The following is a 12,101-nucleotide window of genomic DNA, read 5'->3' as shown; positions in this document are numbered from 1 at the left end:
CGCCGGTGCCTGTGGACTGACTTACACAAGGCACCATACCTTGCCCCGCCCTTTGGCGGGGCTTTTTTCATTTGAGATTTGGGGCTTTGCCCCCTTCGCCTATTGGCGAATTCCCCCAGGATATTTGCGCCAAAAAGAAAGCGTTATTGGCAGAGTGCTTTTATGCCTTGCGCGATTTCAGGGGTGGCGGCGAGTGTGTCTTCAGTCAGCGATCGTGCGGTATCCATGAGGTCTTCGGGTTCAACGATACGGTCGATTAGGCCGTAACGAAGCGCTTCTTCTGCAGTGATCTTTTGGCCGCCCATGAGAATGAGTTTGGTGCGCGCGGGGCCGATTAGGGCAGCCATGCGCTTGGGGTCAGAAGGTTGGGGAAGAAAGCCCAATTTCATAACCGGATAAAAGAACTTGGCGGTCGGCACAGCGATGCGTAGGTCGCAGGCAAGGGCCAGCCCATTCGCACCACCGGCAAGTGTGCCATTAAGCGCAGCGATCGTAAGACCTGGTAGGCTTGCAACCGCGGAAGACAGGCGCTCCCATACCGGGCTTATGGCAAGACCCGCACGAGCCTCATCCAAGTCAGCACCAGCACTGAAGACTTTGCCGGTGCCAGTGAAGATAATGGCGCGCGCCTCCGCCGCAGTTTCCGCAATGTCAGCCAGTTCTGTCAGCATCGCTTCGGTGAGCGAATTGGCTTTCGCTGGGCGGTCGATTGTCACGACCCAAAGACCATTGTGTTCTTTCGTCAGTTTAATCACAGGATGCCAGCTTTCTTTCGAACTTCTTCGTCGCGCAGTTTGATCTCATCGCCGCACCATGGGTCTGCCTCAGCGCTACACATCCACAAAAGTGCTTTCGCGGGCCATTCCGGTGGCACGTGATCTTCCCAATCAAGCTCTGATACGGGGTTCACGCCGCTCGCTTTAATGTCGCGCTGCATTTGGGTTGCGACAGTGCCGGGCGAAAGGCTGATCGCGCGGATCCCTTTGTCATGGGCTTCCGCGTGGATCGACTTGGTCAGCATAAGAGCGGCGGCTTTTGACGCGCAATATGCGCTCCAGCCTTCATATGCGTTGCTCGCGGCGCCGGAGCCAACGGTCAGGATTGTCCCGCCACCATTTTCGATCATGGCTGGCATGGCTGCACGCATCCCGTTGAAAACGCCTTTGACATTGACATCAATTAGATGACCCCAAGCGTCAGGGTCAGCGTCAGACAGGTGCGCGATTGGCTGCAATAGAGCGGCATTATTGACCAAAACATCGATCCCGCCGAAGGTACTTATGCAAGCGTTCACCGCGGTCTGCATTTCCCAAAAGCGGCTTACGTCGCATGGAATGGCCATGGCTTTGGGGCCGATCTCTGCGGTGAGATCAGCGATTGCGTCTTCGCTACGCGCCACCAGCACAACATTCGCGCCCGCATCGGCGAAAACCCGCGCGGCGGCGGCACCAATTCCCCGGCTTGCGCCAGTGATCAAAACAGTTTTGTCCTGTAAATTGGCCATCTGGGCCTCCTGAAATGGATTTGTGCCATTGGTAGCTATGGCGTTTCGCTTGGTCCAGCCCTTGCCTCTTGACCCTGCGCTCCAGAGCCCCGAAGTTAAATGGGAATTTTATTTTGGGAAGGGGTTTTCATGTCACGTTGGACTCAATTCGCTGGGGCCACCGCGCTGGCCTGCGTATTTTCTGCCTCCGCGAGTGTCGCGGATATTTCAGGCCAAGAGGTTTGGGACGATTGGAAATCCTATATGGAGGATTTCGGTTATACCATTACAGGAACTGAAAGCCGGTCCGGTGATACATTGACGGTTGCCGATATCGAAATGTCCCTTGATATCCCGCAAGATGACAGCTCGGTTTCTATGACCATGCCAGAGCTGACCTTCACCGACCAAGGTGACGGAACGGTTTCTATTGGGATGCCTGAGCAATCGGTGATGACGATTGATGGTCAATCGCCCGAAGGTGATGCGTTTAATGTGTCACTGGGCTGGAGTCTGACAGGCATGTCGACCATCGTTTCGGGCTCGCCAGAAAACATGACCTACAGCTACACGGCCGCTTCAATGGCGCTTGAGCTGCTTGAGCTTGATGCGGGCGAGGACACACCGGAAGACCTTCAGGCGGTTATGACGTTTGATAATCTAATCGGTCAATCCACTATGGCTTTGGGCGATGCGCGCGAAACACAACAGACTATGTCAGCGCAGGGTGTCACCTATGAGCTTCGCGTGGTTGATCCGACCGAAGATGCGAATGTGGTTATGACTGGAGGCATCGAAGGGCTTCAATTTGACGGGGGCGGAGTTATTCCGATCGGCGTTGATATGGAAGATCCCGCCGCTCTGTTCAAAAGCGGCTTCGCGATGGACGGGACCTTCCGTCAGGCCGGCGCTGATTTTCAGATGACAATTGTGGAAGACGGTCAGCCGACAAATATTGAAACATCAAACGGTGCCGGTGAGTTGAAAGTCGCCGTGTCGGAAGCCGGTCTTGAATATGCGGGTGGGGCTGCAGATCTTTCTGTGAACCTGGTGGGTGGCGAGATCCCATTCCCGATCTCATTCACAATGGAAGAGATCGGTTATGAATTTGTGATGCCAATGGCGGCATCCGAGCAAGAGCAGGATTTCGCGCTGGGTATGACGCTTGGCGGTTTGATCGTTCCCGATATGCTGTGGAACATCTTTGACCCATCCGCCATCTTGCCTCGCGATGCGGCAACAGTCAGCTTTGATATTGATGGTAAAACCCGTCTGTTCAAAGATCTGATGGATCCGTCTCTTGAAGAAAGTGAAGAGTTCCCTGGCGAGTTGACCGCTCTGACCTTGTCCGAACTCGTTGTCGAAATCGCGGGTGCGGAACTTACCGGCTCTGGTGATTTCACCTTCGACAACTCAGATCTAGAGAGCTTTGATGGCATGCCGCGCCCGGAAGGGGCCGCAGATTTCCGCCTGCTGGGTGGCAATGCTTTGCTCGATAAAGTCATCCAGATGGGTTTCGTGAGCCAAGAAGAAGCCATGGGGGCACGTATGATGATGGGTCTCTTCGCCCGTCCAGGACCTGCGGAAGACGAGCTGAACTCAACGATCGAAGTCAATGAGCAGGGTCACGTTCTTGCAAACGGCCAACGCCTGCGCTGACGCTTACCAGGTTTGAATGATGGGCCGCCCTTCATTGGGCGGCCTTTTGTTTTGTCGCAGCGCAACGCTTGCTTTGAGGGGTGGGGCAGTCTACCTCAAGGGAAACCAAATTCGGAGACGGGATGACCATCAATCTTGAAGACCTGACAGGCCAATTGATCGAAGCCGCAAAGCGTGCAGGTGCGGATGAGGCGGATGCAATGGCGCTGCAGGGAACCTCGGTCTCAATCGATGTGCGCGGAGGGGCTTTGGAACATGCAGAGCGTTCCGAAGGAACCGATATTGGTCTGCGTGTTTTGGTTGGCCAGCGGCAGGCAAATGTCTCTGCTTCCGATACAAGCGCAGAAACCATCCAAGTTATGGCCGAGCGGGCCGTGGCCATGGCGAAAGAGGCACCGGAAGACCCTTATATTGGACTGGCAGATCCATCGCAGCTAGCCAAAAACTGGGACGTCGAGGCTTTGGAAATCTTTGACGCAACACCGGAACCTGCGCCGGAAGCCTTGCAAGCGGATGCCGCAGCGGCAGAAGCGGCGGCACTTGCAGTAGATGGGATTTCACAGGTTCAGGCTGCGTCAGCAGGCTATGGAGAAACCCGTGTTCACCTTGCTGCCACCAACGGGTTTTCAGGTGCTTATGCGCGCACAGACCGCGGCACGTCCTGTGTAGCGATTGCTGGCACGGGCGCAGAGATGGAGCGGGATTACGATGGTGATGGCCGGGTGTTCCAAAGCGATCTACGCGCACCAACTGAGATTGGACGGACCGCAGCCGAACGCGCTTTGGCGAGACAAGGCGCGAAACAGCCTAAGACAGGCGCCTTTCCTGTTTTGTTTGATGAACGCATTTCCAGCTCGCTCATTGGTCACTTGCTTGGCGCGGTGAACGGTGCCGCAATCGCTCGCGGTTCTTCCTGGATGTTGGATGCGCTGGGCCAAGATGTTCTGCCAAAGGGCATCTCATTGATTGAAGACCCATTACGCCCGCGCGTCTCAGGCTCTCGTCCTTTTGACGCAGAAGGTTTGGCGACACGCAAGCGTGCCATTGTTGATGATGGCGTTTTGACCGGTTGGACGTTGGATTTAGCAAACGCTCGTAAGCTGGGGCTGGAAAGCTCGGCGAACGCGGCGCGAGGTGTCAGCGGTCCGCCGTCACCTAGCACTTGGAACGTGGCCCTCACCCAAGGCAAGAAGTCCCGAGATGAACTGATCAAAGACATGGGCACCGGGCTTCTGGTGACATCGATGATTGGCTCAACCATCAATCCGAACACTGGCGACTACTCTCGTGGTGCAGCTGGGCTTTGGGTGGAGAATGGCGAAATCACCCATGCGGTGAATGAGTGCACCATCGCGGGAAACTTGCGCGACATGCTACGTAGCATTGTTCCAGCCAATGATGCGCGTGAGCATCTCTCTCGCGTGGTGCCATCCTTGCTGGTCGAAGGGATGACCCTTGCCGGCCAATGATTATTCTGAAGATCTCAAACTTCTGATCGACGCGGCCCACGAGGCCGGTCGGATTGCAACGCCTTTTGCAAATGCGGATCCTGAAGTCTGGGATAAGCCCGATGGCGCTGGGCCTGTGACCGAGGCGGATCTCGCCGTGAACCGTATGTTGGAAGCAGAGCTTCAAGCGGCGCGGCCTGATTATGGTTGGCTGAGTGAAGAAACGCCTCCGAACAGCGAGCGTCTGGGAAAAGAACGGGTTTTTATCATCGACCCGATTGATGGCACACGCAGCTTTATCGAAGGCAGTAGCACCTGGGCTCATTCTTTAGCGATCGCTGAGAATGGCGAGGTCGTTGCCGGTGTTGTGTTCCTGCCAATGCGCGAGAAGTTATATACGGCAGCGCATGGTTTGGGTGCGCGGTTAAATGATGAATTGATTGCGCCAAGCAAAAAGAAATCGCTCCATGACGCCGAAGTCCTAGCAGCAAGACCTGCAATGGAAGCAAGGCATTGGACTACGCTTCCCAGCATCAAGCGTAGTCATCGTCCATCACTCGCATACCGTTTGTCACTGGTCGCGCAAGGTCGTTTTGATGCCATGCTCACCTTAAGACGCACGTGGGAATGGGACATTGCAGCAGGCGCGATCATCTTGGAAGAGGCTGGCGTAAGAGCAACGGATAAGACTGGTGCTGCGTTGATTTTCAACAACCAAGATCCCCGTGTGGCAGGCACCGTTGCTGCCAACCGTGCGTTGCATTCAGAGATCATTTCCGCATTGCGTTAACCGTCGCGCTGATAACGCTTCACGAAATTCCGCATAATTTGTTCCGGTGCAAAGACGTTCGCATCTTTGCACATTTGAATGAGTTCATTCGCGCGTTCCGGTTGGAAATAACCGTTGTGCTTATAAAGCAGAATGCGGAATTCAAAGACGTCGGCATCAGCCTCCGGATGGAATTGTGTCGCATAAACGTTCTGGCCGTAGCGCACCATTTGGTAGGGGCAGGTCGGTGCAGAAACGAGATGAACGCAGCCTTCAGGTAGTCGCTGCATTGCTTCTTTGTGCCCCACAAAAGCTTCGAATTCCGTCGGAACGCCATCCATAAGCGGGTCGGTTTCACCGTCATCTGTTAGGTTACAATAAGCCACGCCCACTGGCTCAGAGTAATTGTCCTTGTTCACGACTTTGCCAAGATGATGGCCCAAGACGCCAATCCCGTAGCAGCAGCCCAGGAATGGATAATCTCTCTCCGTAATTTCGGGCATCAGAGACAGGATCGCTTCCTCGATTTTTGCTTCAATCGGCGTTTTTTGTTCTGGTGTGTCGCTCACACAGCCCGGGCCGCCTCCAACGATGATCCCAGAGTAGTCGTCCAAGCTGAGATCGGCAGGGAGGCTTTCGTGATCCAACTGAATCCGATGTGTGTCCGCTTCGCTCAACCCTGATTTCTCTAGGATTGCGACGAATTCGTTGTCGCTGGCTTCGGGTTCCGGGCGCAATTGCAGGATCAGAAAGGGCTTCATCATTGGTCTCTGGGCTTAACTTTAGCCGTGGTGCCCGATTGGGCCCCTTAGGTCAACGGGCGGCATGCCCCTTGTGACTGCGAGGTGAAGCCAATAGTTTGACCCAGACAGGGCGAAATGCCCAAAACTATCGAGCCGATCCGAACCCTTATGGCACCATCGTTATCCCTGACAAGCTATCTTACGTTGGCTCGACGAGAACCATTGAGCTACGAACCTAAGCTTCTGCCACAGGCAGGGAGTGCGCTGATCTGGCTGCATTGTTCAGATCCAGAACGTGCGTTGGAATTGGTGCAACTGGGGCAGCGCCTTGCGGCTCAGCGCACCAAGGCGCAGTTATTGCTGACGCTGTCTGCAGACGTGACCGCGCCGGCAGGGTTGCCAGATGAAGTGATCTTAGATCACCCGCCGTCGGAAAACCCTAAGGACGTTTCCAAGTTCTTGAACCACTGGCAACCGGCATGCCTGATCTGGGTTGGTCCTGGTTTGAGGCCTTCGCTTTTGCATGGCGCGCAGAAACAAGGCTTTCCATCGGTGCTCGTGGATGCGGACGAGTTGAAAATCGAAGGCAAGACACGCTGGTTGCCGGATTCTTTGCGCGCGACCTTGCAGTTGTTTACCCGCATCTATGCCCGGGATGCAGCGAGTGGCTTCCGTATAAGGCGTATGGTTGGGATGTATGGCCCGGTGGAAGACAGCGGGGCGCTGCAAGAAAATAGCCCCGCATTAGCGTGTTCGGAAACGGATCTCGAGGACCTAGGCGAGGCGTTAAAGGGGCGTCCGGTTTGGCTTGCATCGCGCGTGCAGACAGGGGAATTGGACGCTGTGCTTGCCGCCCATAAAGCGAGCATAAAATTATCACCGCGGATGTTGTTGATCATCGTGCCTGATGATCCGTTGGATGCCGGTGCTGCATTGACCGCGTGCGAAGAGGGTGGATGGCGTGTAGCGCTTTGGGACAATGGGGAGATGCCCGACGAAAAAGCACATATCCTGCTTGCTGAAGATGCTGCGGAGCTGGGCGTGTTCTACCGGATTGCTCCGATGAGCTTTGTCGGTAGCTCATTGATCTCGGGCCAAGGTGGTCGCGATCCTTTTGAAGCCGCTGCGCTCGGATCTGCGGTGCTCTATGGCCCAGGGGTGCGAAACTATCTGGAGGCTTACTCGCGTTTGGCGCAAGCAGGCGCGGCGCGAATTGTGAAAGATGCCAATTCTTTGTCAGCTGCCGTAGCGGGACTTCTGGCACCTGACAAAGTTGCCAAGATGGTGCATGCGGGGTGGGAAGTAATCTCAGAAGGGGCATTGGTCACCGACCGGATTGTCGATCATCTCAATGACGCAATGGACGAAAGAGGTTCTCCGTAATGCGCGCACCCAGTTTTTGGAACAATCCGCAGAATGCGCCTGGGTGGCAGGCGAGGTTACTGGCGCCCGTTGGCTGCCTTTACGGGCGTGCCACCGCAAAGAGGGTTTCGAAGTCTGCGGATTTTGTCGCGGATATCCCGGTGCTTTGCATTGGCAATCTGAATGCCGGTGGTACAGGGAAAACCCCAACAACAATTGCGCTGCTTCAAAGGCTTCAGGCGCGCGGGGTCGACGCACATGTTGTAACGCGAGGGTACGGTGGTTCCCTAGAAGGCCCAATTCGAGTGGATGAGCGTACCCATAAGGCCGCGCAAACCGGAGATGAACCGCTGCTATTAGCGGCTTTTGCGCCGACCTGGGTCGCCAAAGATAGAACCGCGGGGGCGCGTATGGCGCAGGAAGCCGGGGCCGAGATCATCTTAATGGATGACGGGTTCCAAAATCCGACCTTACATAAGGACGCATCGATTATTGTGGTGGACGCCGCGCGCGGCTTCGGAAACGGGAGATGTATCCCTGCTGGACCACTAAGAGAACCCGTTGGCGCAGGCCTATCGCGCGCAGACTTGGTGCTTTCCATTGGAGATGCCCAATCCCAATCCGCATTTTCCTCTCGTTGGGGTGATCAGATTTCCACCCCTCAAGCCAAGGGTGCTTTAGAGCCCCTTCAGACAGGCATGGACTGGACAGGAACACCGTTCTTGGCCTTCGCCGGTATAGGTTATCCAGAGAAGTTCTTCGCGACTTTGCGTGGTCTCGGGGCCACGCTCGTTCAAACCCATGCGCTAGACGATCATCAACCGCTCACTAGTAGCCTGCTTGCCCGACTGGACGCGGATGCAGACCGCTTGGGTGCACAGCTTGTCACCACTGAGAAAGACGCAGTGCGACTTCCAATTGCCTACCGACACCGGGTTCTGACACTGCCGGTACGGCTTGAGTTAGAAGAATGGTCCCCGGTCGACCAACTCCTTGATAGACTTCTGGCCAAAAAATAACGCCCCCACGAAATGCAGGGACGTTCTTTTCTTTTCGTAATTTTTTGAGATTACAGCAGGCCGTCAAGCACGCCTTTGAAGTCCTCATAGGACATGTTGCCGTATTTTGTGCCATTGATCACAAAACTTGGCGTGCTGCTAATGTCATCCGCTGTGGCATTCTGTTCATACCACGCCACCAGAGCTTTGGCGTTGTCTTCATCCTGCAAGCAAGCTTGCAATTGTTCATCTTGAAGGCCCGCCAAACGACCAACTTTCCTGATCTCGTCGGCGATTGCGACTGGATCACCTGCGCGTGCCCAGTTGGATTGGCCTTTCATCAACAGATCAGTGATGCCAAAGAACCGTTCTTGACCGCCGCAACGGGCAATCATTGAGGCCCATAGACCAAAGCGATCAAAATAGATCTCGCGGAAAACGAACTTCACCTTGCCGGTGTCGATGTAGTCCGCTTTCAGTTGCGGATAGGTGTTCTCATGGAACGTTGCGCAATGCGGGCAGGTGTAGGACGCATATTCAATCACGGTAATCGGGGCATCTGCATTTCCGAGCACCATGTCTGGAATGCCAGATGTGTCAACGCTTGCGGCCTCGGTGGATTCGGTCGCGGTCTGTGCATTCGCAGGTTCACTGCCTTGTGTCAGGAAGTAAGCACCGCCAGCGACGGCTATTGCGATCACCACAAGAAAAGGGATCAAACGCTTCATTTTAGGGGTTATCCTTAGGTTTTTGATTTCGATAAGACATTTGAGGCCAGCTGTTCAAGCGCTTCTCTTAGGCCGCTGTCTTGAACAGGCGCGGCCATGTCATGGGCTTCTTTTTGAACTTCTGGGCTGGGTTTTGGTTTGGCTTTCTTGGGTTCCGGCGCAAACCGGGCGTGGCCCTCTGAAAACCCTGTCGGTGCGGTCTGAGTGATACGCATTTTGGTAATCGCGTTATAGCCATAGGCTGCATTCACGCGTTCGCGCAGCTTTTCTTTTTGCATCTCAAGCATCGGTGCTTGGGCCCCGGTCGTGAGCAACGTAAGCGTCGCTCCAAACCCCTGCCGTCCATATTTCACATCGACAGGTTTACAGATTGATGCAGTCTCTTCGCCCACGATTTCCGCCCAGTGAGTCAGCACACGTGTCACCGCAAACCCGCGGGTTTCACCCGTCTTGCGGATTCGATCCCTGAGTAGGGTAGACGTGCGCTGAAAGCCTTTGTAGGAGGATCTCCGCATCGGGGTCTTGCATCCTTTCGTTTCGCGCTATTGTAAAGCGCATTGACGCCATGACCAGAGCCAGTTTGTAGCAGAGGGTATAACAGTTGCGTGACCAGCCGAAAGCCGCTGAATTGTTGGACTGGTATGATCAGCATGCCCGGAAAATGCCGTGGCGCGTTGGTCCGGCGGATCGAAAGGCTGGTGTTGCGCCAGATCCTTACCGTATTTGGATGTCTGAAATCATGCTGCAACAGACTACTGTCGCCGCTGTTAAAGATTTCTTCCTGCGCTTCACCACACGCTGGCCGACCGTTCAGGACTTGGCAGCGGCGAAAGACGAAGACGTCATGGGAGAGTGGGCTGGTCTCGGCTATTATGCCCGCGCGCGCAATTTGCTGAAATGTGCGCGCCACGTTACGGATGAGCTTGGGGGCGTATTTCCGGACACCTATGAAGACCTCCTGAAGCTGCCAGGTGTCGGCCCCTATACGGCGGGCGCAGTGAGTGCCATCGCCTTTGATCAAGCTGCAACAGTTGTCGACGGCAACGTGGAACGGGTGATGTCGCGCCTGTATGACATTCACACGCCGCTGCCCGCTGCAAAACCGGAGCTGACCGAACGGGCGGCAGCCCTCACACCAAGCAAGCGCCCCGGCGACTATGCCCAAGCTGTAATGGACCTTGGCGCTACAATCTGTTCGCCGAAAAATCCGGCATGTGGCATTTGCCCATGGCGTAGCCCTTGCATTGCACGACGCCAAGGCACAGCGGCCGAACTGCCTAAGAAAACACCTAAAAAGCCCAAGCCAACCCGCGTGGGCACAATCTATGTGGCGCGCCGCGTGGATGGTGCGTTTCTATTAGAACGCCGCCCAGACAAGGGTCTCTTGGGTGGCATGCTGGGCTGGCCCGGGTCTGAATGGCAGGAAGCAAAGGTGGCCGAGCACCAAAAGCCTATAAGCGCAGAATGGAAGACATTGCCGACAGAGGCACGCCACACATTCACGCATTTTCACTTAAAGCTCACCGTGAAAACCGCCCTTGTGCCGATGGATCGCACTCCGAACCAAGGCGATTTCGTAGCACAGCAGGACTTTCGCCCAAGTGACCTCCCAACTGTGATGCGCAAGGCCTTTGATCTCGCTTTCGTCAAAGCCGGGAATTGATCCGCCGTTCATTGCATCGCATGATGCGGCAACGCGCGTGTTCGAGCAAAATGGGGCCGCCATGACAGATGACACAAATATAGGGCATAGCTCCGCTGCTAAACTCTGGGCAGCGATCCCGTTTTGGATGCCGCTCTTGCTGGTGCCATTGGTTTGGATCAGCGCGATTAACGGTGGCTGGTGGTTGGTTGCCGTGCCCATGGCGACCTGGAATCTGTTCACGCTTTTGGACGCCATTACAGGGTTAAATAAGGAAAACTTAGACCCGAACACGCCTGTCGAAGCGCTGTTCTGGTATCGGTTTGTTACTCTGATTTGGCCGCCACTGCAGTTTGTCACGCTTTTCGGTGTGATGATCTACGTGCTGTCATCGGACCATCTCAGCGGCAGCGAATTGGCGGCTTTGTTTTTTGGTATAGGAGTCATGACCGGCACCATAGGTATCAACTTCAGCCATGAATTGATGCATCAGCCCAACAAGTATGAACGTTGGCTTGGTGACATTCTGCTGTCCATGGTTCTCTATTCTCATTTCCGTAGCGAGCATCTTTTGGTGCATCACCGCTATGTGGGCACACCACGAGATCCAGTGACTGCCCGCTATAACGAAGGCTTCCACCGCTTTTTCCCTCGCGTGCTTGGGCAGTCGCTCTTTAGCGCCTTTGCCGCTGAAAAAGCGATGCTAAAACGGCGCGGGAAACATTGGTACAGCCCAATCAATCCATTCATGCGATATTGGGTTTTGCAGGGGCTGATGCTGGTGTACGCAATTGTGATTGGCGGTTGGACTGGCCTTGGATTGTTCCTGCTGCAAGCCGGTGTCGCCATTTGGCAATTAGAGTTGGTGAACTATGTCGAGCATTATGGCCTCACCCGAGAACATCTCGGAGATGGCAAATATGAACATGTAAAACCGCACCACAGTTGGAACGCCGCTCACAAAGCATCAAATTGGTTGCTGATCAATCTGCAACGCCATTCTGATCACCACTACAAACCTGATCGCCGCTTTCCGCTTTTGCAGAACTATCGCGACGATGAAGCGCCTCAGCTGCCATTTGGCTACCCGATTATGACCATGGCAGCGATGGTGCCTCCGATCTGGCGTCGCGTCATGAACCCCAGGGTGCGTGCGTGGCGCAAACAGTATTACCCGAACATAACCGACTGGTTGCCTTATAAGAACGCAACCAATCCACTGCCGCGCTAATCCTTCACCTTTGTAAAAATACTCTGGGGGAATTCGCC

12 protein-coding genes are annotated in these 12,101 nt (G+C 55.0%); 7 read left to right on the top strand and 5 right to left on the bottom strand.

Annotation, left to right across the window (positions count from 1 at the left end; all coding sequences use genetic code 11):
- Positions 1-143 precede the first annotated feature (143 nt).
- Together TA5113_RS04135 and TA5113_RS04130 are read right to left on the bottom strand one after the other, a co-directional pair.
- Positions 144-755: an enoyl-CoA hydratase/isomerase family protein gene (locus TA5113_RS04135; RefSeq protein WP_058313435.1), complete on the bottom strand. Its 612-nt coding sequence runs from the start codon at positions 753-755 to the stop codon at positions 144-146.
- Positions 752-1,504 (bottom strand): SDR family oxidoreductase, encoded by a 753-nt coding sequence (locus TA5113_RS04130; protein WP_058313434.1) that lies wholly within the window; start codon positions 1,502-1,504, stop codon positions 752-754. The genes TA5113_RS04135 and TA5113_RS04130 overlap by 4 nt, the downstream gene beginning before the upstream one ends.
- 129 nt (positions 1,505-1,633) lie before the next feature.
- Here TA5113_RS04130 and TA5113_RS04125 point away from each other — a divergent pair, with 129 nt between their 5' ends.
- From TA5113_RS04125 to TA5113_RS04115, 3 genes are all read left to right on the top strand, one after another.
- Positions 1,634-3,142, top strand: coding sequence for a DUF2125 domain-containing protein (locus TA5113_RS04125; RefSeq protein ID WP_058316618.1), 1,509 nt, complete (start codon positions 1,634-1,636; stop codon positions 3,140-3,142).
- A 122-nt stretch (positions 3,143-3,264) separates the two neighbouring features.
- Complete coding sequence (locus TA5113_RS04120) at positions 3,265-4,611, top strand: TldD/PmbA family protein (RefSeq protein ID WP_058313432.1); 1,347 nt, start codon at positions 3,265-3,267, stop codon at positions 4,609-4,611.
- Positions 4,598-5,380, top strand: a complete 783-nt coding sequence (locus TA5113_RS04115) for a 3'(2'),5'-bisphosphate nucleotidase CysQ (protein WP_058313431.1) — start codon at positions 4,598-4,600, stop codon at positions 5,378-5,380. Before TA5113_RS04120 ends, TA5113_RS04115 begins: the two co-directional genes overlap by 14 nt.
- On the opposite strand, the gene TA5113_RS04110 is transcribed toward TA5113_RS04115, so the two are convergent.
- Complete coding sequence (locus tag TA5113_RS04110; RefSeq protein WP_058313768.1) at positions 5,377-6,120, bottom strand: glutamine amidotransferase; 744 nt, start codon at positions 6,118-6,120, stop codon at positions 5,377-5,379. The two genes, TA5113_RS04115 and TA5113_RS04110, sit on opposite strands and share 4 nt — an antisense overlap.
- A gap of 204 nt (positions 6,121-6,324) precedes the next feature.
- On the opposite strand from TA5113_RS04110, the gene TA5113_RS04105 reads away from it, so the two are divergent.
- Together TA5113_RS04105 and lpxK are read left to right on the top strand one after the other, a co-directional pair.
- On the top strand, positions 6,325-7,485 hold the full coding sequence (locus tag TA5113_RS04105; protein WP_165589379.1) for a 3-deoxy-D-manno-octulosonic acid transferase: 1,161 nt from the start codon (positions 6,325-6,327) through the stop codon (positions 7,483-7,485).
- Entirely contained in the window at positions 7,485-8,483 is a 999-nt protein-coding gene (lpxK, locus tag TA5113_RS04100) for a tetraacyldisaccharide 4'-kinase (protein ID WP_058313429.1), read from the top strand. Before TA5113_RS04105 ends, lpxK begins: the two co-directional genes overlap by 1 nt.
- Before the next feature lie 50 nt (positions 8,484-8,533).
- Here the strand turns inward: lpxK and TA5113_RS04095 are convergent, their stop codons facing one another.
- A complete protein-coding gene (locus TA5113_RS04095) occupies positions 8,534-9,190 on the bottom strand; it encodes a thioredoxin domain-containing protein (protein ID WP_058313428.1) in 657 nt (218 codons plus the stop codon).
- Positions 9,191-9,204: 14 nt separating this feature from the next.
- Positions 9,205-9,705, bottom strand: coding sequence for a DUF721 domain-containing protein (locus TA5113_RS04090; RefSeq protein ID WP_058313427.1), 501 nt, complete (start codon positions 9,703-9,705; stop codon positions 9,205-9,207).
- Between the two features lie 86 nt (positions 9,706-9,791).
- Between TA5113_RS04090 and mutY the strand changes: the two genes are divergently transcribed.
- Both mutY and TA5113_RS04080 read left to right on the top strand, forming a co-directional pair.
- Positions 9,792-10,853 carry an A/G-specific adenine glycosylase gene (gene mutY / locus TA5113_RS04085; RefSeq protein WP_058313426.1) on the top strand — a complete coding sequence of 354 codons (1,062 nt, stop codon included), beginning with the start codon at positions 9,792-9,794 and terminating at the stop codon, positions 10,851-10,853.
- Positions 10,854-10,914: 61 nt separating this feature from the next.
- Positions 10,915-12,063, top strand: a complete 1,149-nt coding sequence (locus tag TA5113_RS04080; RefSeq protein WP_058313767.1) for an alkane 1-monooxygenase — start codon at positions 10,915-10,917, stop codon at positions 12,061-12,063.
- The last annotated feature ends 38 nt before the right edge of the window (positions 12,064-12,101 follow it).

This window comes from Cognatishimia activa (assembly GCF_001458335.1).
In the GTDB taxonomy this organism is placed as follows: domain Bacteria; phylum Pseudomonadota; class Alphaproteobacteria; order Rhodobacterales; family Rhodobacteraceae; genus Cognatishimia; species Cognatishimia activa.
The sequence above is the reverse complement of the archived record's forward strand: the minus strand, read 5'-3'. Positions and strand labels throughout refer to the sequence as shown.

Coding starts and splice junctions, on each gene's coding strand:
- TA5113_RS04130 (WP_058313434.1), bottom strand. CDS start 1,504: ATGGCCAATTTACAGGACAAAACTGTTTTGATCACTGGCGCAAGCCGG.
- TA5113_RS04125 (WP_058316618.1), top strand. CDS start 1,634: ATGTCACGTTGGACTCAATTCGCTGGGGCCACCGCGCTGGCCTGCGTA.
- TA5113_RS04120 (WP_058313432.1), top strand. CDS start 3,265: ATGACCATCAATCTTGAAGACCTGACAGGCCAATTGATCGAAGCCGCA.
- TA5113_RS04110 (WP_058313768.1), bottom strand. CDS start 6,120: ATGAAGCCCTTTCTGATCCTGCAATTGCGCCCGGAACCCGAAGCCAGC.
- lpxK (WP_058313429.1), top strand. CDS start 7,485: ATGCGCGCACCCAGTTTTTGGAACAATCCGCAGAATGCGCCTGGGTGG.
- TA5113_RS04095 (WP_058313428.1), bottom strand. CDS start 9,190: ATGAAGCGTTTGATCCCTTTTCTTGTGGTGATCGCAATAGCCGTCGCT.
- TA5113_RS04090 (WP_058313427.1), bottom strand. CDS start 9,705: ATGCGGAGATCCTCCTACAAAGGCTTTCAGCGCACGTCTACCCTACTC.
- TA5113_RS04080 (WP_058313767.1), top strand. CDS start 10,915: ATGACAGATGACACAAATATAGGGCATAGCTCCGCTGCTAAACTCTGG.